At 62.2% G+C, this 26,119-nt stretch carries 27 protein-coding genes and 1 tRNA gene; 14 read left to right on the top strand and 14 right to left on the bottom strand.

What is annotated here, in order from left to right:
- Positions 1-53: 53 nt before the first annotated feature.
- On the top strand, positions 54-755 hold the full coding sequence (locus tag C0V73_RS11435) for a ferredoxin (protein WP_102020101.1): 702 nt from the start codon (positions 54-56) through the stop codon (positions 753-755).
- Positions 756-855: 100 nt separating this feature from the next.
- Positions 856-1,599 (top strand): phosphodiester glycosidase family protein, encoded by a 744-nt coding sequence (locus C0V73_RS11430; RefSeq protein WP_102020100.1) that lies wholly within the window; start codon positions 856-858, stop codon positions 1,597-1,599.
- Positions 1,600-1,608: 9 nt separating this feature from the next.
- Here C0V73_RS11430 and C0V73_RS11425 read toward each other — a convergent pair whose 3' ends face one another.
- The 5 genes from C0V73_RS11425 to C0V73_RS11405 all read right to left on the bottom strand — a co-directional run bounded on the left by C0V73_RS11425 (position 1,609) and on the right by C0V73_RS11405 (position 5,544).
- Positions 1,609-1,950: a hypothetical protein gene (locus tag C0V73_RS11425; RefSeq protein ID WP_102020099.1), complete on the bottom strand. Its 342-nt coding sequence runs from the start codon at positions 1,948-1,950 to the stop codon at positions 1,609-1,611.
- A 118-nt stretch (positions 1,951-2,068) separates the two neighbouring features.
- A complete protein-coding gene (locus C0V73_RS11420; RefSeq protein WP_102020098.1) occupies positions 2,069-3,274 on the bottom strand; it encodes an ABC transporter permease in 1,206 nt (401 codons plus the stop codon).
- The gene (locus C0V73_RS11415) at positions 3,264-3,980 is read right to left on the bottom strand and encodes an ABC transporter ATP-binding protein (protein ID WP_102020097.1); all 717 of its coding nucleotides are present in this window, start codon (positions 3,978-3,980) and stop codon (positions 3,264-3,266) included. Before C0V73_RS11415 ends, C0V73_RS11420 begins: the two co-directional genes overlap by 11 nt.
- 8 nt (positions 3,981-3,988) lie before the next feature.
- Positions 3,989-5,215, bottom strand: coding sequence for an efflux RND transporter periplasmic adaptor subunit (locus C0V73_RS11410; RefSeq protein ID WP_172450163.1), 1,227 nt, complete (start codon positions 5,213-5,215; stop codon positions 3,989-3,991).
- A gap of 239 nt (positions 5,216-5,454) precedes the next feature.
- Positions 5,455-5,544, bottom strand: a tRNA-Ser gene (locus tag C0V73_RS11405).
- A gap of 304 nt (positions 5,545-5,848) precedes the next feature.
- Between C0V73_RS11405 and C0V73_RS11400 the strand changes: the two genes are divergently transcribed.
- From C0V73_RS11400 to C0V73_RS11370, 7 genes are all read left to right on the top strand, one after another.
- Entirely contained in the window at positions 5,849-6,913 is a 1,065-nt protein-coding gene (locus C0V73_RS11400) for a septal ring lytic transglycosylase RlpA family protein (RefSeq protein ID WP_102020096.1), read from the top strand.
- A 54-nt stretch (positions 6,914-6,967) separates the two neighbouring features.
- Entirely contained in the window at positions 6,968-8,137 is a 1,170-nt protein-coding gene (locus tag C0V73_RS11395) for a D-alanyl-D-alanine carboxypeptidase family protein (RefSeq protein ID WP_102020095.1), read from the top strand.
- A 118-nt stretch (positions 8,138-8,255) separates the two neighbouring features.
- Complete coding sequence (gene tmk, locus C0V73_RS11390) at positions 8,256-8,948, top strand: dTMP kinase (protein ID WP_102020094.1); 693 nt, start codon at positions 8,256-8,258, stop codon at positions 8,946-8,948.
- Positions 8,945-9,970 carry a DNA polymerase III subunit delta' gene (locus tag C0V73_RS11385; RefSeq protein WP_102020093.1) on the top strand — a complete coding sequence of 342 codons (1,026 nt, stop codon included), beginning with the start codon at positions 8,945-8,947 and terminating at the stop codon, positions 9,968-9,970. Before tmk ends, C0V73_RS11385 begins: the two co-directional genes overlap by 4 nt.
- Before the next feature lie 172 nt (positions 9,971-10,142).
- Positions 10,143-11,696, top strand: a complete 1,554-nt coding sequence (gene metG, locus C0V73_RS11380) for a methionine--tRNA ligase (protein ID WP_102020092.1) — start codon at positions 10,143-10,145, stop codon at positions 11,694-11,696.
- Positions 11,697-11,700: 4 nt separating this feature from the next.
- The gene (locus C0V73_RS11375; RefSeq protein ID WP_102020091.1) at positions 11,701-12,486 is read left to right on the top strand and encodes a TatD family hydrolase; all 786 of its coding nucleotides are present in this window, start codon (positions 11,701-11,703) and stop codon (positions 12,484-12,486) included.
- 10 nt (positions 12,487-12,496) lie between these two features.
- Positions 12,497-13,315 carry an MBL fold metallo-hydrolase gene (locus C0V73_RS11370; RefSeq protein WP_102020090.1) on the top strand — a complete coding sequence of 273 codons (819 nt, stop codon included), beginning with the start codon at positions 12,497-12,499 and terminating at the stop codon, positions 13,313-13,315.
- 48 nt (positions 13,316-13,363) lie between these two features.
- Here C0V73_RS11370 and C0V73_RS23270 read toward each other — a convergent pair whose 3' ends face one another.
- Positions 13,364-13,531, bottom strand: a complete 168-nt coding sequence (locus C0V73_RS23270) for a hypothetical protein (RefSeq protein ID WP_245407940.1) — start codon at positions 13,529-13,531, stop codon at positions 13,364-13,366.
- Positions 13,532-13,646: 115 nt separating this feature from the next.
- Here C0V73_RS23270 and C0V73_RS23265 point away from each other — a divergent pair, with 115 nt between their 5' ends.
- The gene (locus C0V73_RS23265) at positions 13,647-13,907 is read left to right on the top strand and encodes a hypothetical protein (RefSeq protein ID WP_245407939.1); all 261 of its coding nucleotides are present in this window, start codon (positions 13,647-13,649) and stop codon (positions 13,905-13,907) included.
- 211 nt (positions 13,908-14,118) lie between these two features.
- Here C0V73_RS23265 and C0V73_RS11360 read toward each other — a convergent pair whose 3' ends face one another.
- Both C0V73_RS11360 and C0V73_RS11355 read right to left on the bottom strand, forming a co-directional pair.
- Positions 14,119-14,874: a metallophosphoesterase gene (locus tag C0V73_RS11360; protein WP_102020088.1), complete on the bottom strand. Its 756-nt coding sequence runs from the start codon at positions 14,872-14,874 to the stop codon at positions 14,119-14,121.
- 111 nt (positions 14,875-14,985) lie between these two features.
- Entirely contained in the window at positions 14,986-17,472 is a 2,487-nt protein-coding gene (locus C0V73_RS11355) for a glycoside hydrolase family 3 C-terminal domain-containing protein (RefSeq protein ID WP_102020087.1), read from the bottom strand.
- A gap of 237 nt (positions 17,473-17,709) precedes the next feature.
- Between C0V73_RS11355 and C0V73_RS11350 the strand changes: the two genes are divergently transcribed.
- The gene (locus C0V73_RS11350; protein ID WP_245407938.1) at positions 17,710-18,150 is read left to right on the top strand and encodes a DUF4864 domain-containing protein; all 441 of its coding nucleotides are present in this window, start codon (positions 17,710-17,712) and stop codon (positions 18,148-18,150) included.
- A 58-nt stretch (positions 18,151-18,208) separates the two neighbouring features.
- Here C0V73_RS11350 and tgt read toward each other — a convergent pair whose 3' ends face one another.
- The 5 genes from tgt to coaD form a co-directional block, all read right to left on the bottom strand.
- The gene (gene tgt, locus C0V73_RS11345; protein ID WP_102020085.1) at positions 18,209-19,339 is read right to left on the bottom strand and encodes a tRNA guanosine(34) transglycosylase Tgt; all 1,131 of its coding nucleotides are present in this window, start codon (positions 19,337-19,339) and stop codon (positions 18,209-18,211) included.
- A 3-nt stretch (positions 19,340-19,342) separates the two neighbouring features.
- Complete coding sequence (gene queA / locus C0V73_RS11340; protein WP_102020084.1) at positions 19,343-20,437, bottom strand: tRNA preQ1(34) S-adenosylmethionine ribosyltransferase-isomerase QueA; 1,095 nt, start codon at positions 20,435-20,437, stop codon at positions 19,343-19,345.
- Between the two features lie 92 nt (positions 20,438-20,529).
- Positions 20,530-21,039, bottom strand: coding sequence for a peptidylprolyl isomerase (locus C0V73_RS11335; protein ID WP_102020083.1), 510 nt, complete (start codon positions 21,037-21,039; stop codon positions 20,530-20,532).
- A gap of 39 nt (positions 21,040-21,078) precedes the next feature.
- On the bottom strand, positions 21,079-21,648 hold the full coding sequence (locus C0V73_RS11330) for a peptidylprolyl isomerase (RefSeq protein WP_102020365.1): 570 nt from the start codon (positions 21,646-21,648) through the stop codon (positions 21,079-21,081).
- Between the two features lie 28 nt (positions 21,649-21,676).
- The gene (coaD, locus tag C0V73_RS11325) at positions 21,677-22,171 is read right to left on the bottom strand and encodes a pantetheine-phosphate adenylyltransferase (RefSeq protein ID WP_102020082.1); all 495 of its coding nucleotides are present in this window, start codon (positions 22,169-22,171) and stop codon (positions 21,677-21,679) included.
- A 210-nt stretch (positions 22,172-22,381) separates the two neighbouring features.
- Here coaD and C0V73_RS23085 point away from each other — a divergent pair, with 210 nt between their 5' ends.
- The 3 genes from C0V73_RS23085 (at position 22,382) to C0V73_RS23380 (ending at position 22,973) form a co-directional block, all read left to right on the top strand.
- Positions 22,382-22,540: a hypothetical protein gene (locus C0V73_RS23085; RefSeq protein ID WP_172450130.1), complete on the top strand. Its 159-nt coding sequence runs from the start codon at positions 22,382-22,384 to the stop codon at positions 22,538-22,540.
- Between the two features lie 83 nt (positions 22,541-22,623).
- Entirely contained in the window at positions 22,624-22,776 is a 153-nt protein-coding gene (locus C0V73_RS23080; RefSeq protein WP_162760091.1) for a hypothetical protein, read from the top strand.
- A 62-nt stretch (positions 22,777-22,838) separates the two neighbouring features.
- Positions 22,839-22,973 carry a hypothetical protein gene (locus C0V73_RS23380; protein WP_267499031.1) on the top strand — a complete coding sequence of 45 codons (135 nt, stop codon included), beginning with the start codon at positions 22,839-22,841 and terminating at the stop codon, positions 22,971-22,973.
- 166 nt (positions 22,974-23,139) lie between these two features.
- On the opposite strand, the gene gyrA is transcribed toward C0V73_RS23380, so the two are convergent.
- Entirely contained in the window at positions 23,140-25,941 is a 2,802-nt protein-coding gene (gene gyrA, locus C0V73_RS11320; protein WP_102020081.1) for a DNA gyrase subunit A, read from the bottom strand.
- Positions 25,942-26,119 lie beyond the last annotated feature (178 nt).

Genomic DNA, 26,119 nt, shown 5'->3' with positions numbered 1-26,119 from the left:
GACATGATCCAGAAGGAGGTCTGGCGACCGCATTACAAGATCGAGGGGCCGCGATGAGCGGCCCTTCGGGCGTTTTGGGCAGGCTCGATGCGGCGCTCGCGGCATTCGGTCTGTCGTGTCGTGGTGTGGTGCGGTTTGATGCGCAAGAGCAGGGGCCGTCTCTGGCTGACGGGGGGCGCGCGGCGGCTGTCGTGCTGATCGGTGTTGTCGGCGGTGCCATGTGGCCGGTTTTCGACGGCTGGCGTGCGACGCAGGTGGACGGAGGCGGATCCGATCCGCTCGATCGGTGGTCGAAGATCGTCATCGACGGCGTGGCCGAAGCTTTCGGGGCGTCTGCCTGTTATCCGTCAGAGGCGCCTTACCAACCGTTTCAGGCATGGGCGATGAAGGCGGAAGGGCTGAAAGCCTCGCCGCTCGGGATCCTCATCCATCCGCGCTTCGGGCTGTGGCACAGTTATCGTGGGGCGCTTCTGTTTCGAGACTGGGACGAGGAGGTCGAAGCGCCTTTGGCGGTTGAGCATCCCTGCGATCGTTGTCTTCAAAAACCCTGCCTGTCCTCCTGTCCTGTCGATGCCATCAGCCCAAGCGGCTTCGATGTGGTCGGCTGTCGCCAGCATCTGGCGGGCCCTCTGGGGCAAAGGGGCTGCATGATCTCGGGGTGTCTGGCGCGCAATGCCTGTCCGGTCGGGGCCGAATACCGCTATCCGCCGGAACAGCTTGGTTTTCACATGCAGGCACTGAAACTGCCCGCATAGGGGACGCAGGTGATTTCGGGGATATCGGGTTTGCGGCCTTCACAATGTCCGGAATCATCGCCAAGAACAGGTTCACTCAAGGACCCGTGGAATTCCCTGCATGCGCAAGTGCCCTTCTCTCCTCGGCCTTCTGACCGGTCTGCTGCTGCCTTCACTGGCGTTTGCGGCTTGCGAGCAGATGCGCGAGGGGGCCGCGACCTATCTTGCTTGTCGCTTTGATCCGACGGGGGAGGATATACGCCTGCATCTCGCAGGACCCGATGGTGCGGCTTATGGCGGGTTTGTTGGCCTTCGGCGGCAGCTCTGGGCGGAGCGGCGGGTGCTGACATTTGCGATGAATGCCGGCATGTATCACGACGATCTCTCGCCGGTCGGTTACTTCGCCGAGTATGGCAAGGTGCTGAAACCGGCGGTGACCGGCGGCGGATGGGGGAATTTTCATCTGCTGCCGAACGGGGTTTTCCTTATGAAGGGTGGCAAGGCTTCTGTGATGGAGACGAAAGCCTTTGTCGCCAGTGGCGTGGTGCCGGATTTCGGCACGCAGTCCGGGCCGATGCTGGTCATCGACGGCAAGCTGCATCCGAAGTTTCTGGCCGATAGCGACAGCTTCAAGATCCGGAACGGCGTCGGTGTCGACGACCGCGGGCAGGTCCACATGGTCGTCTCACGGGTGCCGGTGCGCTTTTATGACTTTGCGGTGTTCTTTCGCGACCGCCTTGATGTCGCCAACGCGCTCTATCTCGACGGGACGATTTCGAGCGTGTTCATCGCCGAGGACAAGCGGATGGACCGGCTCTTTCCCATGGGGCCGATCCTCTCCGTCAGCATGCCGATCCCGCAGTAAGACTGGGGGTCAGACGGCGGCCTTCGGATAGGCGCGCTCGAGGCCACCGGAGCGATTGAGGCCAGTGCGGAACGAGGCGAAGGCCGGATGCTGGCTGGATCGGGCTGCTTCCATCAAGCGGATCTGGAGACGGGCAGGGGCATTGTCGCCGATCCATTCGCCTGCGCGCTCGAGCTTAAGCGAATTGAGAAAACGGGCTTCCGAGGCAATCTCCAGATAGACGTAGAGACCCTCAAGCAGGGCATCGTCCTGGGCCGGGTTCTCGAAGATCAGCTTCAGGAAGGCCTGATCCGGCTCCTGCAGGGAGGCGATCTTGGCAGCGACGGTGTCGCGATCCGGAAAAGCGGACATGGGTTTACTCCCTCACATGGTCATGGCTACCGGACAGGGGCACGCCCCGATCCATTAGCATGAACTACACCACAACAAGTTTGCCCGAGGCTTGCTGCGCTGGTGTGAGGGCGTGGCATTACTCGTGGCGGAGCGCGTCGATCGGGTTCATCTGGGCGGCGCGGCGGGCGGGGAAGTAGCCGAAGACCATGCCGATCGCTGCCGAGAAGACGAAGGCCAGCAGGATGATCGAGGGGCTGGCGACGAAGGGGACCGACATTAGGGTGACGGCCGTGTAGGCGATGCCGAGGCCAAGCGCGATGCCGACCACGCCGCCGAAGACGGAGAGCGTCACGGCTTCGACGAGGAACTGCATCAGCACCTGACGCTCGACCGCGCCGATCGCCAGCCGGATGCCGATCTCGCGGGTGCGCTCTGTGACCGAGACCAGCATGATGTTCATGATGCCGATGCCGCCGACGAGCAGGGAGACGGCGGCGACTGCGCCGAGCAGGCCGGTCATGAGCGTCGTGGTGCCGGTGAGGGTGGCTGCCATCTGGGTCATGTCATTGACTGAAAAGTCGTCGTCTCGGCCGGCAACAATCTTGCGGCGTTCGCGCAGCAGGCGCTCGACATCGGCCTGGACCTTTGCCGTGGAGACGCCGTCTTCCGCCGACAGAATGATGCTGGAGACATCCGTCGAGCCGCCGATGCGGCGCTGAAAGACCTTGAGCGGCATCATGACGACATCGTCCTGGTCGCTGCCCATGCCGCTCTGGCCCTTCTTGGCGAGAATGCCGATCACCTGGCAGGCGACATTCCCGACACGGATCGTCTGTTCGATGGCGGGCGTCGAGCCGAAGAGCTTGGAACGGACGGTTTCGCCGACGAGGCAGACGGCCTGACCGCCGCGCTCTTCCGACGCCAGGAAGGTGCGGCCGGAGGCCAGTTCCCAGTTTTGGGCGATCAGGTAATCGTCTCCGGAGCCGATGATCGAGGTCTGGCGGCTCTGGCCGCTGAAGATGACGGTCTGGCTGGACTGGTTGATGGCGGCCACGGCGCGTAGGCCGGGGATCTGCTCGCGGATCGCCTCGATGTCCCTGATAGTGAATTTCTTGGCGTCGGTGGCTGCACGGCCTGGTCCGAACTGGCCGGGACGGACGAAGAGCAGGTTGGTGCCAAGCTTGGAGATTTCGCTCGTGACCTGAGCCGTCGTGCCGTTGCCGATCGTGACCATGGCGATGACGGCGGCCACGCCAATGACGACGCCGAGCACGGTGAGGAAGGAGCGCAAGAGGTTTCGGCGGATGGCGCGCAGCGCCAGTTTCAGGGTTTCACCGAACATGGGCGCGTGCCTCCTCGATCCCGCTGTCGGACTGGATGTGGCCGTCGACAAACCGCAGGGTCCGCTTCGCATAGGCGGCGATATCGTCTTCGTGGGTGACCATGATCACAGTGATGCCGTGGTCGCGGTTGAGGCCGGTGATGAGTTCCATGATCTCGCGGCTGGTCTTGGTGTCGAGATTGCCGGTCGGTTCATCGGCGAGCAGGACGGCGGGGCTGGTCACGATCGCGCGGGCAATTGCGACGCGCTGCTGCTGGCCGCCGGACAGTTCCTGGGTCGTGTGGTTCTCGCGGCCGGCAAGGCCAACCTGCGACAGCGCCTTCAGCGCCCGCGCGCGCCGTTCGCGCCCGTCCATGCCGCGATAGACCAGCGGCAGTTCGACATTTTCGACGGCCGAGGTGCGGGCGAGCAGGTTGAAGCCCTGGAAGACGAAGCCCAGCATGTGGCGGCGGAGCAGCGTGTATTGCGCGCGGTCGAAGCCTGAGGTGTCGATTCCTTGGAAGAAATACTGGCCTGATGTCGGCACATCGAGGCAGCCGAGGATGTTCATGGCGGTCGACTTGCCGGAGCCGGACGGGCCCATGATCGCGACGAATTCGTTTCGCTCGATCGACAGGTCCACCCGGTCGAGGGCGCGGATGGTTGCCTCGCCGCGTCCATATATGCGGGAGATCTGGCGAAATTCGAGGAGCGGGGAGGAGGCCATGGCGCGCCTTAGCCGTTGCGGACGGCCTGGTCGGTGATGACCTGGTCGCCCTCCTTGACGTCGCCCTTGACGACGACCGTGTTCTGGCCGTCGGAGGCGCCGATCTCGATGTTGACGGCGACAGGTACGCCGTTGCGCAGCAGCCAGATGGTGCGCTCGTTGCCTTCGGGTTCGGGCGCACTTTGCGGGGCCTCGCGAGGCGGGCGGAAGAGGCTGAAGACGCCGCTGCCGCCGCCGGTGGTCTCCGTCGCGGTGGTGGCCGGCGGGGAATAGCGCAGGGCGGCATTGGGGATCAGCAGGCCGTTCTTCACCGACTGGACGACGATATCGGCCGTCGCGGTCATGCCCTGGCGCAGCAGAAGGTCGTCATTGGAGACGGAGAGAATGCCCTTGTAGGTTACGACGTCGCTCACGGTTTCAGCAGCGTAGCGGATCGAGGTGATCTCGGCGGGGAAGCGCTGGTCGGGAAAGGCGTCGACCGTGAAGGTGGCGGCCTGGCCGACGGCGACCTGACCGACATCGGCCTCGTCGATCGAGACCTGCAACTCCATCTGGCGCAGATCGCCGGCCAGGGTGAAGAGCGTGGGGGCTTCGAGCGAGGCTGCGACGGTTGCGCCGGTGTCGACATCGCGCGACAGCACGATGCCATCGATCGGCGAGACAATGGTTGCCTTGGACACCGACAGTTTCGCCTGTTCGAGGGCGGCTTCCGCAGAGATGACGTCGGCTTCGGCGCTCTGGCGCGCGGCAGAGGCGGCCTGGTACGTATACTCGGCGGTGTCGAGATCCTGCTGGGTGGAGACGCGGCTGGAGACGAGCGTGGTCTGGCGGTCGAGCTTGGACTTGGCGGATTGTTCGTCGGCGCGGGCCTTGGAGACCGAGGCGCGGGCGGACGCCAGAGCCGCCTCCTTGGCCTTCAGGTCAGCGTTCAGCTTGTCGGTGTCGAGGCGCGCCAGTACGTCGCCCTTCTTCACCTCGCTGTTGAAATCGGCGAGCACCTCACGAACCGTGCCAGACTGTTCCGAGGAGACGTCGACCTGAACGGTCGGCTCCACGGATCCGGTTGCCGTGACGACCACGGTCAGATCGCCAGGCTTCAACTCGGCGGTGGTATAGCTGACGGTCGTTCCGCCTGACGACCAGAGATAGGCACCGTAGCCGAGGCCGAGGATCGCAAGCAGCCCGAGGAAACGCAGGCCCCAGCGGGCCTTTGGCCGCGCGGCACTGGCCAGCATCGCCTTCAGCTCTTCCGTCTCGGACGAGGTCTTGGGGTTCAGGTTGTCGCTCACGTCTGCTCCGTCTCAATCATTCTGCTTTCCCGGACCTTGGACCAGGCCGGCGCCAAGCCCCTTGATCGGTATCAAGGGCAACAGCTTCCTTGGCTATGCAGATAGACTTTCGGCGGGGAAAGGACAGTGAAAGATTGGTAAGGTTGGGAGGAGGGGCCTGTCGCAGGCAAGGGCAGACAGGCCAATGGCGGAAGAGGTGGGATTCGAACCCACGGTACGGTCTCCCGCACGCCGGTTTTCAAGACCGGTTCCTTAAACCACTCGGACACTCTTCCGGACGGGTGCGTTATGCGCAAAGCCGTCGAACTTGGCAAGAGTGATTGTCGCTTGAAAAGTGGGTTCAGGTGGGGAGCGCGTGACCTCGCTGAGGTGCAATTCGGCAATCGGAGCCGGCCCCCACTTGATTAACCATCCGCTAACCATGATTGAAGCTTTCGGGCGTCCGGGATCGTTCAAATTGTGACTTTTCCCATTTTGGCCATTTTTGCACAGGCTTCATTGCGCGCAAGTGAGCGGGGCATGGGGGCCTCGCAGATGGGGCGCGATGTCAGCATGCCCCGCTGATCTGAAGTGGGACAGATGCAGTTTTCGATGCGTGGCCTGATGGCCAATTCGGGGAAGTGGTTCGGACTGGTGCTGCTCTGTGCCTTCACCGCCTCCTGTTCGACCACCAAGACGGCCGAGAAGCCGAAGCGGTCGAAGGAGTATTTCGCCGAATCGATCTATGGCGTGAAGGCCAGCCCGCGTCTCGTTGCGAGCGGTCCGGTCCCCAAGGGCGGCGGGCGCTACATGGTCGGCAAGCCCTATGTGGTGAAGGGCAAGACCTTCGTGCCGAAGGAAAATCCCGGCTATGACAAGGTCGGCGTTGCCTCCTGGTACGGCGATGCCTTTCATGGACGGATGACGGCAAACGGCGAGCTCTACGACAAGGAGCATCTGTCTGCGGCCCATCCGACGCTGCCACTGCCGAGTTATGCGCGGGTTACCAATCTGAATACCGGTAGCTCCGTCATCGTGCGCATCAATGACCGTGGTCCGTTCCACAAGGGCCGGATCATCGACCTGTCGCGCAAGACTGCCGACATGCTGGACATGAAGCATAGCGGCACGGGCGAAGTGCGGGTGCAGTATATCGGCCCTGCACGCATGGACGGGCATGACATGCCCTATCTCATGGCGTCCTATACCCGTAAGGGCGATCGCGGCCCGGTCATAGATCCGGGTGGCCAGATCGCATCGGGCGTGATGGTCGCGTCGAACGATGTAGCCGCACCGCAATACCAGCCACCTGTTGCCACGACCTATCAGACAGCACTGTCGGGCTCGACCCCGAGCGGCAGGGCAGCCAGCCAGACGCTCGACGCGCAGATTCTGATGCAAGGCGGCCAAGCCGTTGTCGCCGGCGGCGTGGTTTCGGGCGAGAGCTTTGCAGCCCTTCCGGAGTTCGGGCCCATGCCGATGCCACGGCCGCATCATATCGATGGTTACGATGGTTCGGGTTATGCGGCGGCCTATGTCGAGGCGGAGCCGCAGGCAGGCGCGCTTGCCTTCGATGCCATTCTCGTGCGCAATGACGGCCTCACCGAGCACTCGATTCTCTCCTCGGTCGCCAAGGGTGGCATCAAGCTCTCCAGTGGGCGCTGACCGCCCCGGCGGCGGCACAGGAGAGGCCGTGTGCCCTGCAGCTGAAGTGTGATCATGCGTCGTCCTTTTCCCGTCCTGCTGCTCGTCTCGATCCTTGCCCTTCCGGGATTTGCCGCCAAGGCGCAGACGCCGGCCACTTCTGCTCCGCAGCTGATCGAGACCAAGGCTACGCAAGTCTATCTGGTCGAGGCGTCGACAGGCACGGTGCTGCTCTCCAAGGGCGAGCGGCAGAGTTTTGCGCCGGCCTCGCTTGCCAAGCTGATGACGCTGGAAGTGGTGTTCGACGCGCTGAAGAAGGGCGAGATCCGGCCCGACACGATCTATCCGGTTTCCGAATATGCATGGCGGACGGGCGGCGCGCCGTCGCGGACCTCCACCATGTTTGCGGCGGTGAAGAGCCAGGTGCCGGTCGCGGATCTGGTCAAAGGCATTGCGGTGCAGACGGCCAACGACGGCTGTTTGATTATCGCCGAGGGCATGGAAGGCTCCGAAGGGAGGTTCGTTGAACGGATGAATGCACGGGCCGCCGAGCTCGGGCTTGCAGACAGCCGCTTCGGCAATGCCACGGGTCTGCCGCATCCCGACAACCGCTCGACACTCTATGATCTGGTGAAGCTGTCGCGGCATCTCGCCTCGACCTATCCGGATCTCTATCAGACGTTCAGCCTGCCGGAATTCGAGTGGAACAAGATCCTGCAGCGCAACCGAAATCCGCTTCTGGGCTTCGGCGCGGATGGGCTGGGGACCGGCTTTGCCGAGGGCAGCGGTTTTGCCATGGTCGCCTCGATGGAGCGGGGCGGGCGTCGGCTGTTCCTCGGGGTGAGCGGGATCGCGACCGACAAGGAACGGACGGATGAGGCGCTGCGACTGCTCAACTGGGGTTTCGACAGCTTCGAGATGCGCACGCTGTTCAAGGCCGGCGAGGTGATCGGCGAGGCGAGCGTCTATGGCGGCGCGCAGTCGACGGTGCCGCTGGTGGCGGCCGCGCCAGTCGACGTCTATGTTCCCGTCAACAATCCCGAGCGGCTTCAGGCGCGCATCGTCTATCGCTGGCCGCTCAATCCGCCGGTCGCGGCTGACCGTGAGATTGCAACGCTCAATATCCTGTCGGGCGACCGTCCGCTGGTCAGCGTGCCGCTGAAGAGTGCACAGGCCGTCGAGGTGGGGACGCTGCGTCAGCGCGCGTGGGATGCTCTGATCGAGCTCCTGTTCTTCTGGATCTGACGAAAATCTGCAGCGCTCGGGTGCTTCACGGTTTCGCTTGAGGTCATCTTGGGTTAGAGCCGTAGGCAAGCCCGCAAGGGGGCAATCTGGAACGCCGCTGGCGGGAAGAAGGCAAGCATTGACGACGGCGCGCGGATTGTTCGTGACTTTCGAGGGAGGCGAGGGGGCCGGGAAATCGACCCAGATTCGCCTGCTTGCGGAAGGCCTGCGCGCACGCGGCCACACCGTGGTGACGACGCGCGAGCCCGGTGGATCGCCGGGAGCAGAGGCGTTGCGCCATGTGCTGCTCTCCGGTGCAGCCGAGCCTTTTGGCGTCCGCATGGAAGCGCTGCTGTTTGCCGCCGCCCGGGCCGATCATCTTGATTGCGTCATCCGTCCGGCTCTGTCGCGTGGCGAGATCGTGCTGTGTGACCGCTTCGTTGATTCCTCGCGGGTCTATCAGGGTGTGACCGGCAATCTCGAGCCGCCGCTGATGGCCGCACTTGAGCGCGTCTCGATCGGGGCGACCATGCCGGATGTGACGCTGGTGCTGGATCTGCCTGCCGATGTCGGCCTGCAAAGGGCACGGCGGAGGGCCGGGGCTTCGACCGAGGCGGCGACGCCTGACCGGTTCGAGAAGGAAAAGCTCGAGATCCACGAGAAGCGCCGCCAGGGTTTTCTCGATATTGCCGCTCGCGAGCCCGAGCGTTGCCGGGTGCTCGACGCCTCTTTCGACGTCGACCACATCGCGCGGGACATCCTCTCCGAGGTGACGCTGGTGATCGCGAGACAGGCGGGTGGCGACCGCGACGGCCAGGCGGCACGGTCATGAGCGAGGAGAGGGCAGGGCTGCTCGACGGGGCGATCGCGCCGGTCAGCAACACGAAACTGTTTGGCCACGAGGCGGCGGAAGAGTTTCTGGCGCGCAGCTATCGTTCGGGCAAGGGTCACCATGCCGTGCTGATCGAGGGGCCGGAGGGCATTGGCAAGGCGACCCTCGCCTTTCGCTTTGCCAACCATATCCTGCGCCATCCGGATCCGGCGACGGCACCTGAGGCGATTTCCGATCCGGATCCCGAACACCCTGTGACCCGGCAGCTCGCCTCCGGCGCCAGCCATAATCTGCTGCACCTGTCGCGGCCGGTGGATGAAAAGACCGGGCGTGTCAGGACCGCGATCACGGTCGATGAAGTTCGCAAGGCCGGGCACTTTTTCAGCCAGACATCGGGCACGGGCAATTGGCGTATCGTGATCATCGATCCGGCCGACGATCTGAACCGCAATGCGGCCAACGCCATTCTGAAGATCCTCGAGGAGCCGCCGAAGCGGGCGATGTTCCTGGTGCTCTCCCATGCGCCGGGCAAGCTCTTGCCGACCATCCGGTCGCGCTGCCTGCCGCTGAAGCTGCAGGAATTGTCACCGCCGGCGATGGATCAGGCGCTGGGGCAGTTGGGCCTCACCATTCCCGCAGGCAAGCGCGATGCTGTCTTGACGCTTGCCAAAGGCAGTGTGGCACGGGCGCTGAAGCTGGTGAATTATGGTGGCGCCGACATCCTGGAAGCCTTCGAGCAAATGCTTGCCACTTCGGGTCCGACCCAGCGCAAGATGATGTTCAAGATCGCCGATGCGCTGTCGGGCAAAGACAGCGAGGTTGCCTTCGGCTTCTTCACCGAACATCTGGGTGATCACCTGGCCGAGACGGCGCGGACGCTTGCCATGACTGGCGATCTTGGCGGTGCCGAGCATTACGCACGGCTCTCCTCCGTCATCAACCAGCAGCTCGGCGTGGCGGCGGCCTATAACCTCGATCGCAAGCAGACGATCCTCGATGTGCTGGCAGCGATCGTGCGCTGATGCGCCCTGGCGCGTGTCTTCGTGGCGCTGCAGCAAAACGGATGTTCCTAAAGGCCGAGGAATGCTTTAAGAGCGTTCGACCCCATTTGTCGTCGCCGCAACATGGCCGGCCCTTTGTGCCGCCATTGTCCGGCCCGTGACATCGCAACCGACGAAAAGACACCAGGTAGACATGAGCGATCCCTTCTACATCACCACTGCCATCTCCTATCCGAACGGCAAGCCGCATATCGGCCATGCCTATGAGCTGATCGCGACCGACGCCATGGCGCGGTTCCAGCGGCTCGATGGCCGGGATGTGTTTTTCCTGACCGGTACGGACGAGCATGGGCAGAAGATGCAGCAGACGGCGCGTGCAGAAGGCATTACGCCTGAGGCGCTGGCCGAGCGCAATTCCAATGCCTTCCGCGAGATGGGCCAGTTGCTGAACTCGTCCAATGACGACTTCATCCGCACGACCGAGAAGCGCCATCACGAGACGGTGCAGGAAGTCTGGCGCCGGATGGAGGAGAACGGCGACATCTACAAGGGCGGCTATGCCGGCTGGTATTCGGTGCGCGACGAGGCCTACTTCCAGGAAGAGGAAACAGAACTGCGCGCCGATGGCGTGCGCTACGGTCCTCAGGGAGCGCCGGTCGAATGGGTGGAAGAGGAAAGCTACTTCTTCAAGCTCTCGGCCTATGAAGACAAGCTCCTCAAGCTTTACGAGGATCAGCCGGATTTCATCGGCCCGAACGAGCGCCGCAACGAGGTCATCTCCTTCGTCAAGTCGGGTCTGAAGGACCTGTCGATCTCGCGCACGACCTTCGACTGGGGCATCAAGGTGCCCGGCGACGACAAGCATGTGATGTATGTCTGGGTCGATGCGCTGACCAATTACATCACCGCGACGGGTTATGTCGAAGACGAGAAGGGTCCGCGCGCCAAGTACTGGCCGGCCGACGTCCATATCATCGGTAAGGACATCATCCGCTTCCACGCCGTCTACTGGCCGGCCTTCCTGATGTCGGCTGGTCTGCCGCTGCCGAAGCGCGTGTATGCTCATGGCTTCCTGCTCAACAAGGGCGAGAAGATGTCGAAGTCTGTTGGCAACGTCGTCGATCCCGTTGATCTCGTTGCGCATTTCGGCCTTGACCAGGTTCGCTACTTCTTCCTGCGTGAAGTTTCCTTCGGTCAGGACGGCAGCTATTCGGAAGAGGGGATCGCGACCCGAATCAATGCCGATCTCGCCAATGGCATCGGCAATCTTGCCTCGCGCTCGCTGTCGATGATCAACAAGAACTGCGAGGGCAGGGTGCCGACACCCGGCCCGCTGACGGCTGAAGACGAGGCGATCCTCAAGGTGGCTGACGACGCCATCGCGATCTGCCGCGAGGAAATGGGACGCCAGCAGATCCACAAGGCGGTTGCTGCCATCATCAACATCGTCAACGAAGCCGACCGCTATTTCGCGGCGCAGGCGCCCTGGGTGCTGAAGAAGACCGATGAGGCGCGCATGGGCACGGTGCTTTATGTGACGGCCGAAGTGGTGCGCCAGATCGCCATCCTCTTCCAGCCGATCATGCCGGCTTCGTCAGCAAAGATCCTCGATCTTGTGGCTGTGGCAGAAGACGACCGCATGTTCGCCAAGCTGGGTGCAGCCGGCCGTCTGACACCCGGCACGGAACTGCCGGCGCCTGCGCCGGTCTATCCGCGCTATGTTGCCCCGGACGCGGGCAAGGCGTGACGCGATGCTGATCGATACCCATTGCCATCTGGACTTCGCCGATTTCGACGCAGAGCGTGACGAGCTTGTCACGCGTGCGCATCAGGCGGGCGTCAAACAGATGGTGACGATCTCGACTCGGGTCCGCAAGCTTCCGACGCTGCTGGCATTGACCGAGCGTTACCCGAGTGTCTTCTGCTCAGTCGGCACGCATCCGAACAATGCCGGCGAGGAGCTGAATGTGACGGCGGACGAGCTGGTGGAACTTGCGGAAAGCCACGAGAAGATTGTGGCGATCGGCGAGGCTGGGCTCGACTATTTCTACGACACGCAGACGCCCGAGGACCAGAAGACGGGGCTGATCCGCCATATCGAGGCTGCGCGGCGCACGAAGCTTCCGCTCGTTATCCATAGCCGCAGCGCAGATGAGGATATGGCTGCGATCCTGACGGATGAGACGGGGAAGGGCGCCTTCCCCTTCATCCTGCACTGCTTCTCGTCCGGCCAGGCGCTTGCCGATACCGGCGTGGCACTCGGCGGCTACGTGTCCTTCTCGGGGATCGTCACCTTCCCAAAATCGGAAGAGCTGCGCGAGATTGCCAAGAGCGTGCCCATGGACCGGCTGCTGGTCGAGACAGACGCGCCGTATCTGGCGCCGAAGCGCTGGCGTGGAAAACGCAATGAACCGTCCTACGTGGTGAACACGGCGGAGGTTCTGGCCGAGGTCAAGGGCGTGAGCTACGCCGAGATGGCCGAGATCACCACAGACAATGCCTTCCGCTGTTTCTCGAAAATGCCACGGCTGGCGTGAGGGAGTTTGGATGAAGGTCACGCGCCGGTTCACGCTCTTGGGTTGTTCGTCGTCACCGGGCGTGCCCCGGATCAATGGCGACTGGGGCAATTGCGACCCCAACAATCCGCGCAACCGGCGGACCCGCGCATCCTTCCTGATCGAACAGATCGGAGCCGATGGCGGCAAGACAACTGTCGTCGTCGATACCGGACCTGACTTCCGCGAACAGATGATCCGTTCACGGGTCGCGCGTCTCGATGCTGTCGTCTACAGCCATGCGCATGCCGACCATCTGCATGGGATCGATGATATCAGAGGCTATTTCATCACCCAGAAGAACCGGATCCCGATCTATGCGGAACCGTATACGATGGCCCGGATCGAGGAAGGCTTCGGCTATTGCCTGAAGACGCCTGCCGGCAGCAGCTATCCGCCGATCGTGGCACCTCATGTCATCGAGGACATGGATCAGCCGATCGTCGTCGAAGGGGCTGGCGGTGCGATTACGATGATGCCGCTCATGCAGGAGCATGGTGACATTGTCTCGATCGGTCTTCGGATCGGCGATGTCGCCTATTGCTGTGATGTATCCGACTTTCCCGACGAGACGGTTGTCAAGCTCTCTGGGCTCGACCTGCTTTACATCGACGCGCTGCAGTACCGGCCGCATCCGAGCCACCTGTCGCTGGAACAGGCGCTCGGATGGATCGAGCGGATCGCGCCTGTTCATGCGGTGCTGACGCATATGCATACGCCGCTCGACTATGAGACCGTGATGGGCGAGACGCCGCCGCATGTCGAGCCAGGCTATGACCAATTTATTATGGAATTTGAAGTAAATATTTGATTTAGTTCATATTATGATTGCGGCAGAGTAGGGCGCTTGTCATCGGTTTTACGGCGCGAAATCCAGACGCATGTGGATCTCGTCGTGGAAGTGGTCACCGACCAGGAGAGCCTGTTTTTCAACGGCCCATGCAGTGAAGCCGAGGGCTTCGTAAAGGTCTATTGCCGCTCTGTTGTTGGCCTCGACACAGATGCGCAGCGACCGCAGATCGGACATTCCAGGGCTGCGGGTGTACTAGCATTGCGTCTGAGATCACGGCCTCGAGCAGATGTCTTGCCACGCCCGAGCGACGCCAGGATGGACGGACGTAGAGACCCCAGATCAGGCCGATATGTCTGGTCTTGTCGGCCCGGGAGCATGCAAGACCAACGACGCCGGCAATCACATCATCCGCGACAGCCGCCATGACATGGCCGTTCTCAAGTCTGTCTGCGACGCGCTCGAGAGGCTGGGACTGTTCCTCGGCGAAGGATGCGCCGAATGCATCTGGATGAAGACGGAGACCTTCAGATCTGATTTCTCTGAAGGCGCAGTCATCGGACGCTCGAAGGCGGCGCAGGTTGAGGGCTTGCAATGTCTGGCTCCCATCTGAAATGTTGAAGGACGATCTCGTGCTCAAAACAGGTCGATGGTTGTCCGGTGCATCGCCGAATGCAAGAGACATTGATGTTCGTTCGGACCATGGGCAACACTGTAAACGCCGCTTTTCCATACCTTTGGGCACGTACGCAAGTTCCATAATCTATCTTATGCGATCTTTGTGTGTGGGCTTGTGAGAGCAAGGTAGGCCTTCCCTTCGGTCCTTAGAGGTCCGCGACTTGAAGGATGGTCTTGGCGGAGATCTCCGTCTCCGAGGGATAGCCGAACGCGTTGTTGATGTAAGTGACGCCGTCGATCACCTTGTTGCGGTTCAGATGGCTGTGTCCGTAGAAATGCTTCGAGGATCCCAGGCGACGGATCTGGGCTTCGAGCCGGTCTGTGCCAAGGACGGGAAACAGTGCCTTGTGCTTTTCCGGATAGCGCGCCGGCATCAGGTCGATGCGCGGCACGAAATGCGAGACGCTATAGACGGCGTCATAGCCTGATGTGTCCGGGATCACATTCATGGCGTCGAAGCGCGCCGCGACGTCGGCAGGCGTGAGACCTTCCCAATTGCATTTGTAGAAATCCATCCAGCCGCGCCGGATCGTCGGACCGGGTTCGCCGAAGGAATAATCATACCAGGCGAGCAAGGGCACGATCAGTGACTTGCCGATGGCAAGCGGTCCGGTCTCGATGCCGTAGCCGTGGCAGAGCGTGTTCAGCGTCTCGAATTTCTCGAAGGAGGGTCCCTTCCCGCTTCTTGCCGTCCAGAGATCGTGATTGCCGGGGAGGAAGAGGAGCTTGGCGTAGCGGGGCGCCAGTTCGTCGAAACAGGCTTTCACAAGATCGAGCTGATCGGAGAGATCGCCGGCGATGATCATGACGTCGTTCGTGAAATCGGCACGCGAGAGAGCGCGGAGCCAATCCAGATTCTGGCGGTAATCAACGTGGAAGTCGGATCCGAGAAAGAGGCGCATACTCAAGGGATCCGCTGCGGTTTCGAAGACATCAGGACCTTCTAACGGATTCTGCGGTATGGGCAAGCGCACTGGCAGACGGAGGTCCTTGCAGACCTCCGCCTTGGCTGCTCAATCGACCACGGTTGGCAAAGGCGGGGCGGAGACCCCTTCCCGCCATTCGGTCGAAAGCTTGAGCGGCAGCGTCGCGCGGATGTCTTCTGCATTGGCGGCAATGATCAGTTCATAGTCGCCGGCCTCGGCAATCCAGGCTCGGGCGTCCGGATCGAAATAAGCGAGGTCGCGGATGCTGATCGAGAGGCTGGCGGTCGCCCTGCCGCCGGCTGGTATCGCCAGTTTGGCAAAGGATTTCAGTTCCTTGACTGGGCGCGGCAGGCGGGAGGCCTTGGGAGCGACATAGAGCTGGACCAGTTCGGCCCCTGCCCGGTCGCCGATGTTCCTGACCTCGACCTCGACGGTGACGCCATCCGAGCCCATGTCCGAGCCTGAAGCCCGGGGGGCAGACCATTCGAAGCGCGTGTAGGAAAGGCCGTAGCCGAAGGGGAAAAGCGGTTTTGCGCCATCCGCATCGTGGTGGCGGTAGCCGACGGCAAGCCCCTCCGTGTAGACCACGTGGCCGTTTTCGCCCGGATAGGTCTTTGGGTCGCCGGTCATCGCGGAGTTGTCGGAGAGGTGCTTTGGGAAAGTCTGCGGCAGGCGGCCGCCGGGTTCGGCATCCCCGAAGAGCACGTCGGCGATCGCATTGCCGGCTTCCTGGCCCGGATACCAAGCCTGAATGACGGCCGAGACCTTGTCGATCCACGGCATTTCCACGGGGCCGCCTGTCTGGAGGACCACGACCGTGCGCGGATTGACGGCGGCGACCTTCTCGATCAGCTCTTCCTGGCGACCGGGCAGGCGCATATTGGGCAGGTCGAGGCCTTCGGTATCCCACTCCCCTTCCCGGCCGACGACGAGGACGGCGACGTCGCAGGCCCTGGCCTGCTCCACGGCTTCGGCGATGGCCGCATCGCTGGTCGGTAGTTCGGCACCGAAACGGACGGCGCGGATTTCGATGCCTTCATAGCCCTCCGGCATGGCGCGGTAGTCGACGCGGATCTCGTAGGTTCGGCCGGCTTCCAACGATTTCTCGACACGGACTTCCGTGTTGCCGAGACCGAAGAAATTGTCGCCGCGGGCCCAGCCGGTTTCGCCATCGACCAGAAGTTCGCCATCGACATAGAGTTTCGCGAAGCCGGCATTGGTGAGGCCGAAGACATGCGTGCCAGCCTCCTCAGGGCGGTAGCGTGTGATGATGCGGGCGGAGAAATCACGCGGGTTGAGCGTGGCATCCGGCATGTCGAGCCAGAAGAACTGGCTTTCTTCAGCGGTGGACGCATGCACTGAAGGTCCGGACCAGTCGCGCCCGTGGAAGAAGTCGACGGAGACATCCCCCCGGATCATCTGGGTCAGGCGGTTGTTGCGGCAGGCCTTGAGGTGGATGACACGGTTGGTGCCCGACAGTGCGCTCTTGATGCCCTCGAGCGGGCTCACCTTGTAATGGGCGTTGATCTGGGCGCTGCCGCCGCCCATGACGCGGGGTTCAGCCGCGTTGGGGCCGAGGACGGCGATGCGGTCGAGGGCTGTCTTGTCCAACGGCAGGATGCCGTTGTTCTTCAGAAGCACCATGCCATCTGCGCCAAGCTTGCGGATGAGCGCACGGTGCTCTGGGCGATCGACGGCCTTCTCGTCTTCCATCGTCGCATCCGCGAAGGCGCCGACGCGTTCGAGGAGGAGCAGCATGCGGCGGGCGGCGGCCTTGACGGTTTCTGCGGGCACCCTGCCCTCGCGCACAGCGGCGACGAGCTTCTCGCCACGGTTGCGGGTCGGGCCCGGCATTTCGAGATCGAGGCCGCCTGTCACCGTGGCTTCCGTGGTGTGCGAGCCGAACCAGTCGGACATGACGATGCCGTCATAACCCCATTCCTCGCGGAGCAATTCGGTCAGCAGCCAGTGGTTTTCGCTGGTCCAGACACCGTTCAGGCGGTTGTAGGAGGACATGATCGCCCAGACGCCGGCCTGTTTTACCGCAGCCTCGAAGGGTGGCAGGTAGATTTCGCGCAGCGTGCGTTCATCGATATCCGACGACATCGTCTGGCGTTCGATTTCAGATTCGTTGCCGATGAAATGCTTGATCGTGGCGGCGATGCCTTGCGACTGGACGCCCTCGATATAGGCGACGGCGAGTGCCGAAGTGAGCATCGGGTCTTCGGAGTAGCATTCAAAATTGCGGCCGTTGAGGCCCGAGCGGTGAATGTTGACCGTGGGGGCGAGCAGCACGCGGGCGCTTTTCGTCTTGGTTTCCTCGGCAAGAGCCACGCCCATCTGGCGCACCAGTTCGGGGTTCCAGCTCGCGCCGATGCCAATCGCGGCGGGGAAGCACGCCGATTTCACACCGCCGACGAGCGAGCCACCACCGCGGGCGCCGTTCGGACCGTCGGTCACCTTGATCTTGGGGATGCCGAGACGCTCGACTGCGACCGTCGTCCAGAAATCGGCGCCGGCCAGCAGAGCGACCTGCTCCTCAAGTGTCATCTGGTTGAGCAGGTCATCGATCATGGCAGAACTCCTCATCAGGCCATCGCATCAGCACGATTCACGGCAACGTTGCAGCCGCATATCCCAGCTCTGCTTTAAAGCGTTTTTGATCGGGTCTTGTCCAGACCGGCTGGTGTCCAAGGAGGTGCCTGCGCTCACGATATCGCGATGAGCGACATCAAACCGTCACAGGACCTTTCCAAGAGGGCGAATCGTCCTATCCTTTTATTTCGGACTTCCTGAAACAAGGGGATGATGATGCGCATGCGGATTGGAATTGCCCTCTTTCTCACAGCCGGGCTCCTCGCTGCCCCGGTGTTTGCCCAGCAGGATACGAAAACAGAGGCTGCCGGCCTTGCCAAGGATGTGATCGAGCAGCAGATCACGGCCTTCCTCAACAACGATGCGACGACCGCCTATTCCTTTGCCTCGCCGGAGATCAAGTCGGTCTTTCCCAATGCCGAACGCTTCTTCGAGATGGTGAAGAAGAGCTACGCGCCCGTCTATCGGCCGGGCAATTATGCCTTCGGGCGCAATCAGGTTTCACCTGATGGCACGGTTGCCTATCAGGAGGTGCTGATCTCGGCACCTGATGGAAAGGACTGGGCGGTCTATTACGAGCTGAAGCGCCAGCGCGACGGGCAGTTCGCCATCAATGGCGTGCGCATGATGCGCGAGACCAATAGCCAGGGCATCTGATGGCAATCAGAGGGCGGGCGGCATGACCGCCCTGCCCTTTGTGCACGATCAATTGGGCTCAGACCGGGTCGATATCGCCGCGTGCCCAGGTCTCGATGGTCTCGGCCTTGAAGTCCTCGAAGCGGTCTTCGGCGATCGCCTGACGGATGCCTTGCATCAGCTCCTGATAGTAGCTCAGGTTGTTCCACGACAAGAGCATGCCACCCAAAGCCTCGTTGGAGCGCACGAGGTGGTGCAGATAGGCGCGCGAGTAATCGCGGGTTGCCGGGCAGGACGACTGTTCGTCCAGCGGGCGCATGTCTTCGGCGTGGCGGGCATTGCGGATGTTGACCTTACCGCGGCGGGTGAAGGCGAGGCCATGGCGACCGGACCGGGTCGGCATGACGCAGTCGAACATGTCGATGCCTTCGGCAACCGATTTCAGCATGTCGTCAGGTGTGCCGACGCCCATCAGGTAGCGCGGCTTTTCCGTGGGTAGCACCGGCAGCGTGATGCGCAGCATGTCGAGCATGACGGCCTGCGGTTCGCCAACGGCGAGACCGCCGATGGAATAACCCTTGAGGTCGAGTTGCTTCAAGCCTTCTGCCGAGCGGATGCGGAGCGCCGGCTGGTCACCGCCCTGGACGATGCCGAACATGGCCTTGCCCGGCTGGTTTCCGAAGGCGATGCGGCAACGTTCGGCCCAGCGGAGCGACAGTTCCATGGCGCGTTCGATTTCGCGCGGCTCATTCGGCAGCGCCACGCATTCGTCGAGCTGCATCTGGATGTCACTGTCGAGCAGGCCCTGGATCTCAATCGAGCGTTCCGGCGACATGTGATGGAGAGAACCGTCGACATGGCTCTTGAAGGTCACGCCCTGCTCGTCGAGCTTGCGCAGGCCGGAGAGCGACATGACCTGGAAGCCGCCTGAGTCTGTCAGGATCGGACCGGGCCAGCGGATGAGTTCATGCAGACCGCCGAGGCGGGCAACGCGTTCCGGGCCGGGGCGCAGCATCAGGTGGTAGGTGTTGCCGAGGATGATGTCCGCGCCGCCTTCCTTCACCTGGTCGAGATACATGGCCTTCACCGTGCCGACGGTGCCAACGGGCATGAATGCCGGGGTTCGGATTGTGCCGCGCGGCATGGTGATCTCGCCGAGTCGGGCCTTGCCGCTGGTGGCCTTCAGATTGAACGTGAAATTCTCAGACATCGGTCAGTCGTCTTTCCGGAAGAGCAGGCTAGAATCGCCGTAGGAATAGAAGCGGTAGCCGGTCTCGATGGCGTGGGCGTAAGCGCCCCGCATCGTGTCGAGGCCGGCAAAGGCGGAAACCAGCATGAAGAGCGTGGATTTGGGCAGGTGGAAATTGGTCATCAGCATGTCCACCGCCTTGAAGCGGTAGCCGGGCGTGATGAAGATGCCGGTCGCACCCGACCAGGCGGGGATGTTGCCATTGTCTTCGGCAGCACTTTCAAGCAGGCGCAGCGAGGTGGTGCCGACGGCGATGATGCGGCTGCCTCGGGCGCGCACGGCATTGAGCGCGGCGGCCGTCGAGGGTGAGATATAGCCGATCTCCTCGTGCATCTTGTGTTCGGCGGTATCATCAGCCTTGACCGGCAGGAACGTGCCGGCGCCGACATGCAGCGTGACGAAATGGCGCTCGACACCCGCGGCATCGAGTTTCTCGAAGAGATCAGGCGTGAAATGCAGGCCGGCGGTAGGCGCTGCGACAGCACCTTCCTCGCGGGCGTAGATCGTCTGATAGTCCGTGCGATCTTGTCCGTCTTCTGGCCGCTTGGCAGCGATATAGGGCGGAAGCGGGATATGGCCGACGGTGGCGATCGCCTGATCGAGATCGGGGCCCGAGAGATCGAAGGCGAGATCGATTTCGCCGGCCTCGCCCTTTTCCGCGACGGTCGCGACCAGCGAACCCATGAGGCAGGCAGAGCTGTCGCCCTGCCCCACACCGAAGTCGATGCGATCACCCTGCTTGATGCGCTTGCCGGGCTTGGCAAAGGCTTTCCATCTGGACGCACCGACGCGCATATGCAGCGTACAGGAGACGGCGATCTCCTCGGCGCCCTCACGATGGCGGATGCCTTCGAGCTGTGCGGGAATAACCTTCGTGTCGTTGAAGACCAATGCGTCGCCGGGCTTCAGGAACGACGGGAGGTCGTAGACATGGTGGTCTTCGAGCACCGGCGTCTGGTCTGGACGGACGACCAGGAAACGGGCGTGATCGCGCGGGCTTGCGGGCCTCAGCGCAATGTTGTCGTCCGGAAGATCGAAGTCGAAAAGGTCTACACGCATCGCTGTCTGTCAGAGTGTGGGTGGAAGATCTAAACGCGAAAACCCGCCCGGGTGCCAGGCACCGAGGCGGGCTTCGTGTGGCTTTAAGCCGATCAGGCGTCGGCGGCAACCTTCATCGAGACGATCGAATCCGGGTCGCTGACGGGCTCGCCCTTCTTGATCTGGTCGATGACGTCCATGCCTTCGATGACCTGGCCCCAGACGGAGTACTGCTTGTTCAGCCACGGTGCATCCGTGAAGCAGACGAAGAACTGCGAGTTGGCCGAGTTCGGGCTCTGCGAGCGGGCCATCGAGCAGGTACCGCGCACGTGCGGGGTAGCCGAGAATTCAGCCTTCAGGTCCGGCTTGTCGGAGCCACCCATGCCGGCACGGCCGGGGTTGAAGTCTGCGCCGCCCTTCTTGCCGAACTTCACGTCGCCGGTCTGGGCCATGAAGTCGGGGATGACGCGGTGGAAGACAACGCCGTCATAGGCGCCTTCGCGCGACAGTTCCTTGATGCGGGCGACATGGCCAGGGGCCAGATCCGGGAAGAGCGCGATGACGACCTTGCCCTTGGTGGTTTCCATCAGGATGGTGTTTTCCGGATCCTTGATCTCGGCCATGGTGTTTCTCCTTGGTTGGGGCTTGGCGCCCGGTAGATATCAGTTGCGACCGACGGTGACCTTGACCATGCGGTCGGGATCGGTGACTTCGCCGTTGCCGCCTTCGCCACGCTTGATCTTGTCGACATACTCCATGCCGGCGACGACCTTGCCGACGACCGTGTACTGGCCGTTCAGGAAGCCGCCTTCGGCGAACATGATGAAGAACTGCGAGTTGGCCGAGTTCGGGTCCTGGCTGCGGGCCATGCCGACCGTGCCACGCTCGAAGGGCACGCTCGAGAATTCAGCCTCGATGTCCGGCAGGCTGGAGCCGCCGGTGCCAGCGCGACCGGGCTCGAAACCGTTTTCCATGTCGCCGAACTGGACGTCGCCGGTCTGGGCCATGAAGCCCTCGATCACGCGGTGGAAGGCAACGTTGTCATATTCGCCCTTGGCTGCGAGATCCTTGATCTGCGCGACATGCTTCGGTGCGACATCCGGCATCAGCTGGATCACGACGGGGCCGTCCTTGAGCTGGATGGTCAGGAAGTCTTCGTTGGACTGGGCCTGGGCGGAGCCGAAACCGGCGACGGCCAGGAGGAATGCGGTTGCGAGTTGGACGAGCTTCATGATCACTCCCGTTCTGAAAAATTGCGGCTCAGCGGCCGTATCTGGAATTGAGGGCAGCCAGCACCGGGGCCGGCACGAAGGGGCCGACATCTCCACCCATGGCGGCGATCTGGCGAACTAATGTGGCCGTTATGGGCCGTGAGGCGGTCGCAGCCGGCAGAAAGATGGTCTGGATGTCCGGTGCCATGGTGGCGTTCATGCCGGCCAACTGCATCTCGTAGTCGAGATCCGTGCCGTCGCGCAGGCCACGCAGCATGATGCTGGCGCCATGACGTCGGGCGGCATGAATAGTGAGATCGGAGAAAGACACGACTTCGAGGTCCCCTGCCCGCGCCGGCAGAACCTCGGCCAGTGAAGCCTGTATCAACTCAGCGCGTTCTTCGAAGCTGAAGAGCGGCGTTTTTCCCGGGTGCGTCCCGATCGCCACGACCAGACGCTCCACCAGCTTCATCGCCTGCACGAGAACATCAAGATGACCGTTGGTCATCGGATCGAAGGAGCCAGGATAAAAAGCGGTCGCCATGAGAGCCCGTTCTTTGGTTTCGCCCGCCTTTTGTCATGGAAGGCCTGAGTTCGCAAGCGTGCAAGCGGAGGCTTAAGGTCACGTTTCGGGTCGCCCCCCGCCATTTTCCAGCGCTGAACCACAGATGAACGGCCCATTCAAGGTCGTTTCAGGCGGGGCACCATAGAAAGGCAGTGTTGCACCAACCCGCCAAGCCACAAGGTCGTTCCCATGCTGGTTCTTCTCATTGCCGCCGCCATTGCCGCATCCCTGCTCGTCGAACTCGGCCTGATGGTTGTTCGAGATCAGATCGAGGCGTCGCAATTCGATTGCAAAGATGAACGCCAGATGAACGGCGTGTTCAAGGGGACTTCAGGCGGTGGTTGGTAAACATCTTCCTACACTGTGCGGGAACTATTTCCGTGCGCAAACATTTTACGGCTGCGAATGCCGGTACGCAAAGGACTAAAGCAATGCATGACAAGGTTACCCTGATCAACCTCGTATGGATGATGATGATGACTGCCATGGTTGCCACCTCCGCAACCTTTTACATCAAAGACAGCGGCGACGCTGCTTTCTACGGCCCGCCGATGACCGCCCGCTACCACAGCTTCGGGCATTAATCGGAAATCAAATCTTCGCCGCTAGAAAAGCAACAACCCCGCTGAGAAAGAAAGGAAAGCCCATGTTTATCACCCTGTCGGTACTGGCTGCCCTGATCAGCGGCATGTTTGTTGCCTCCGTTGTTTCGGCGATTGCCGCACTCAAGCGCGAAGACGATGACTTCCGGGCCATGATGGAACGCCGCAAGGCATTCTGAGACCGATCCCAAGCGGTCACAGTCGGTGGATCCACACGCCGGCCCAATGAAGACCGCATCGAACTTGATGCAGACCTCCAGCAAAAAGCCCGCTCGGACATTGTCCGACGGGCTTTTCGTTATTCATTCGGTTGTTTGAAGCCGGCCCCGGAGGGCCGGCTCTTGATCATTCCGTCGGCGTTTCGCTGCCGGCATCTGCGATCGGGGCAGCAATGCCCTCGCCTTCAACGCCTTCTGCAGCTTCAACGACGTCCTCATCGCTTTCCGGCTCGCTGATACGCTCGACCGATACGACCTTCTCGTCCTTGGCGGTCGAGAAGATGGTCACACCCTTGGTCGCGCGGCTTGCGATACGGATGCCGTTCACCGGTACGCGGATCAGCTGGCCACCGTCGGAGACGAGCATCAACTGGTCTTTTTCCTCGACCGGGAAGGCCGCAACCAGCTCGCCGATTTCCGCCGTCTTAGACGTGTCGGTGGCGCGGATACCCTTGCCACCACGACCGGAGGTGCGGAAGTCGTAAGACGAGGAGCGCTTGCCGAAGCCCTTGACCGAGACTGTCAGCACGAACTGTTCGCGTGCCTTGAGTTCCTGGTAGCGGTCTTCCTGCAGCTCGCCCTCTTCGGCGACTTCTTCGCCGACCAGTGCGATATCGTCCTCTTCGACGCCGCTTGCGCGACGCTCGACAGCGGAGCGCTTGAGATAGGCCGCGCGTTCCCATGGCTCGGCATCTACATGGCCGAGAATGGTCATCGAGATCAGACGGTCGCCATCTGCCAGGGTCAGACCCCGCACGCCGATCGAGTTGCGGCCGGCAAAGACGCGGACTTCATCGACGGGGAAGCGGATTGCCTGGCCAAGTGCGGTCGTCAGCAGCACGTCGTCGTGCTCCGTGCAGGTTTCGACGCCGAGGATCTCGTCGCCCTCTTCCTCGAGCTTCATCGCGATCTTGCCGTTGCGGTTGACCTGGATGAAGTCGGAAAGCTTGTTGCGGCGAACCGTGCCGCGGGTCGTCGAGAACATGACGTCGAGGTTGCCCCAGCTCGTTTCGTCCTCTGGCAGTGGCATGATCGAGGTGATGCGCTCGCCGGGCTCCAGCGGGAACATATTGATCATCGCCTTGCCGCGCGAGGTCGGGGTGCCGATCGGCAGACGCCAGACCTTTTCCTTGTAGACGATGCCGCGCGAGGAGAAGAACAGCACGGGCGTATGCGTGTTGGCTACGAACAGACGGGTTGCGAAATCCTCGTCCTTCATGGCCATGCCAGAGCGGCCCTTGCCGCCGCGACGCTGGGCACGGTAGGTCGTCAGCGGAACGCGCTTGATATAGCCAGCATGGGACACCGTCACGACCATGTCTTCGCGGGCGATCAGGTCCTCGTCGTCCATGTCAGGACCGCCGTCGACGATCTGGGTCCGGCGCGGGGTGCCGAATTCATCACGAATTGCGCTGAACTCGTCCTTGACGATCTGCTGGATGCGAACGCGCGACGACAGGATGTCGAGATAGTCAGAGATCTCGGCGCCGATCTTGTTCAGTTCCTCGTCGATTTCGTCGCGACCCAGAGCCGTCAGGCGGGCGAGACGCAGTTCGAGGATGGCTCGGGCCTGCTCTTCCGAGAGGTTGTAGGTCAGGTCGTCGTTGATGCGGTGGCGCGGATCGTCGATCAGGCGGATCAGCGATTCCACGTCATGGGCCGGCCAGCGGCGGGTCATCAACTGTTCGCGGGCGGTCGCCGGATCCGGCGCCTTGCGGATGAGCGCGATGACTTCGTCGATGTTGGCAACTGCAATCGCCAGACCGACCAAGACATGGGCGCGCTCACGGGCCTTGCGCAGCAGATATTTGGTGCGGCGGCTGACCACTTCCTCGCGGAAGGAAACGAAGGCGCGCAGCATGTCGAGCAGAGTGAGCTGCTCCGGCTTGCCGCCATTCAGCGCCACCATGTTGCAGCCGAAGGAGGTCTGCAGCGGGGTATAGCGATAGAGCTGGTTCAGGATGACATCGGCATTGGCGTCGCGCTTCAACTCGATGACGACGCGGTAACCCTCGCGGTCGGATTCGTCGCGCAGGTCCGAGATGCCCTCGATGCGCTTTTCGCGCACGAGTTCGGCCATCTTCTCGATCATCGTCGCCTTGTTCACCTGATAGGGGATCTCGGTGATGATGATCTGTTCGCGGTCGCCGCGCATCGGCTCGACGCGGGCGACGCCGCGCATAACGACGGAGCCACGGCCGGTCTCGTAAGCCGACTTGATGCCGGAGCGGCCAAGGATCATGGCACCGGTCGGGAAATCCGGGCCCGGGATGATCTGCATCAGTTCCGGCAGCTCGATGGCCGGATTTTCGATCAGCGCCGTACAGCCGTCGAGCACTTCGACAAGATTGTGCGGCGGGATGTTGGTCGCCATACCGACGGCGATACCGCCGGCGCCATTGACCAGAAGGTTCGGGAACTTGGCAGGAACGACGACCGGCTCCGACATGGTGCCGTCGTAGTTGTCGCGGAAGTCGACCGTTTCCTTGTCGAGGTCGTCGAGCAGCGCGTGCGAGACCTTCTCTAGGCGGCATTCCGTGTAACGCTGGGCGGCCGGTGGGTCGCCGTCAACGGAACCGAAATTGCCCTGACCGTCGATCAGCGGCATGCGCAGCGACCATGGCTGCGCCATACGGGCCAGCGCGTCGTAGATCGCGGAGTCGCCATGCGGGTGATACTTACCCATGACGTCACCGGTGACGCGGGCGCTCTTGACGTATTTCTTGTTCCAGTCGAGCCCGAGCTCATTCATGCCGTAAAGGATACGGCGGTGGACGGGCTTGAGCCCGTCACGCACGTCGGGAAGTGCGCGGCTCACGATAACGCTCATCGCGTAATCGAGATAGGACCGCTGCATTTCCTCCATGATGGAAATAGGCTCGATGCCTTGCGGGAACTTGCCGCCGCCGGGAGTGCTTTGATCAGTCAAATCAGGTCACGATCTTTGTTCGGAATCACTGGGAAATTTATAGCGGAACACGCGCGCGCGCGCCAATTTCGAGGCTGGTTATAAACAGGCTTTTGCGGCTGCGGAAAGGCATTTCTCTCAATATCTTGGGCCTCAGCCTTGCAAGCCCACCAAGGCTTCGGCTTTATGGGCCTTCGCA

The sequence above is a fragment of the Rhizobium sp. TH135 genome, from assembly GCF_002855515.1.
Classification (GTDB): Bacteria; Pseudomonadota; Alphaproteobacteria; order Rhizobiales; family Rhizobiaceae; genus Allorhizobium.
This window is presented reverse-complemented; position numbering and strand designations above follow the sequence as displayed.

Excerpts from the sequence above, each read along its gene's own strand:
- C0V73_RS23380 (WP_267499031.1), top strand. The coding sequence starts at position 22,839 with ATGTTTATCACCCTGTCGGTACTGGCTGCCCTGATCAGCGGCATGTTT.
- C0V73_RS11360 (WP_102020088.1), bottom strand. The coding sequence starts at position 14,874 with ATGCGCCTCTTTCTCGGATCCGACTTCCACGTTGATTACCGCCAGAAT.
- C0V73_RS23270 (WP_245407940.1), bottom strand. The coding sequence starts at position 13,531 with ATGTCCGATCTGCGGTCGCTGCGCATCTGTGTCGAGGCCAACAACAGA.
- C0V73_RS11425 (WP_102020099.1), bottom strand. The coding sequence starts at position 1,950 with ATGTCCGCTTTTCCGGATCGCGACACCGTCGCTGCCAAGATCGCCTCC.
- C0V73_RS11420 (WP_102020098.1), bottom strand. The coding sequence starts at position 3,274 with ATGTTCGGTGAAACCCTGAAACTGGCGCTGCGCGCCATCCGCCGAAAC.
- C0V73_RS11430 (WP_102020100.1), top strand. The coding sequence starts at position 856 with ATGCGCAAGTGCCCTTCTCTCCTCGGCCTTCTGACCGGTCTGCTGCTG.
- metG (WP_102020092.1), top strand. The coding sequence starts at position 10,143 with ATGAGCGATCCCTTCTACATCACCACTGCCATCTCCTATCCGAACGGC.
- C0V73_RS11400 (WP_102020096.1), top strand. The coding sequence starts at position 5,849 with ATGCAGTTTTCGATGCGTGGCCTGATGGCCAATTCGGGGAAGTGGTTC.
- C0V73_RS23085 (WP_172450130.1), top strand. The coding sequence starts at position 22,382 with ATGCTGGTTCTTCTCATTGCCGCCGCCATTGCCGCATCCCTGCTCGTC.
- C0V73_RS11370 (WP_102020090.1), top strand. The coding sequence starts at position 12,497 with ATGAAGGTCACGCGCCGGTTCACGCTCTTGGGTTGTTCGTCGTCACCG.
- tgt (WP_102020085.1), bottom strand. The coding sequence starts at position 19,339 with ATGTCTGAGAATTTCACGTTCAATCTGAAGGCCACCAGCGGCAAGGCC.
- C0V73_RS11395 (WP_102020095.1), top strand. The coding sequence starts at position 6,968 with ATGCGTCGTCCTTTTCCCGTCCTGCTGCTCGTCTCGATCCTTGCCCTT.
- C0V73_RS11355 (WP_102020087.1), bottom strand. The coding sequence starts at position 17,472 with ATGATCGATGACCTGCTCAACCAGATGACACTTGAGGAGCAGGTCGCT.
- C0V73_RS11330 (WP_102020365.1), bottom strand. The coding sequence starts at position 21,648 with ATGAAGCTCGTCCAACTCGCAACCGCATTCCTCCTGGCCGTCGCCGGT.
- C0V73_RS11350 (WP_245407938.1), top strand. The coding sequence starts at position 17,710 with ATGCGCATGCGGATTGGAATTGCCCTCTTTCTCACAGCCGGGCTCCTC.
- C0V73_RS11385 (WP_102020093.1), top strand. The coding sequence starts at position 8,945 with ATGAGCGAGGAGAGGGCAGGGCTGCTCGACGGGGCGATCGCGCCGGTC.
- C0V73_RS11435 (WP_102020101.1), top strand. The coding sequence starts at position 54 with ATGAGCGGCCCTTCGGGCGTTTTGGGCAGGCTCGATGCGGCGCTCGCG.
- C0V73_RS23265 (WP_245407939.1), top strand. The coding sequence starts at position 13,647 with ATGTCTGGTCTTGTCGGCCCGGGAGCATGCAAGACCAACGACGCCGGC.
- queA (WP_102020084.1), bottom strand. The coding sequence starts at position 20,437 with ATGCGTGTAGACCTTTTCGACTTCGATCTTCCGGACGACAACATTGCG.
- coaD (WP_102020082.1), bottom strand. The coding sequence starts at position 22,171 with ATGGCGACCGCTTTTTATCCTGGCTCCTTCGATCCGATGACCAACGGT.
- C0V73_RS23080 (WP_162760091.1), top strand. The coding sequence starts at position 22,624 with ATGCATGACAAGGTTACCCTGATCAACCTCGTATGGATGATGATGATG.
- C0V73_RS11410 (WP_172450163.1), bottom strand. The coding sequence starts at position 5,215 with ATGCTGGCCAGTGCCGCGCGGCCAAAGGCCCGCTGGGGCCTGCGTTTC.
- C0V73_RS11415 (WP_102020097.1), bottom strand. The coding sequence starts at position 3,980 with ATGGCCTCCTCCCCGCTCCTCGAATTTCGCCAGATCTCCCGCATATAT.
- C0V73_RS11335 (WP_102020083.1), bottom strand. The coding sequence starts at position 21,039 with ATGGCCGAGATCAAGGATCCGGAAAACACCATCCTGATGGAAACCACC.
- C0V73_RS11375 (WP_102020091.1), top strand. The coding sequence starts at position 11,701 with ATGCTGATCGATACCCATTGCCATCTGGACTTCGCCGATTTCGACGCA.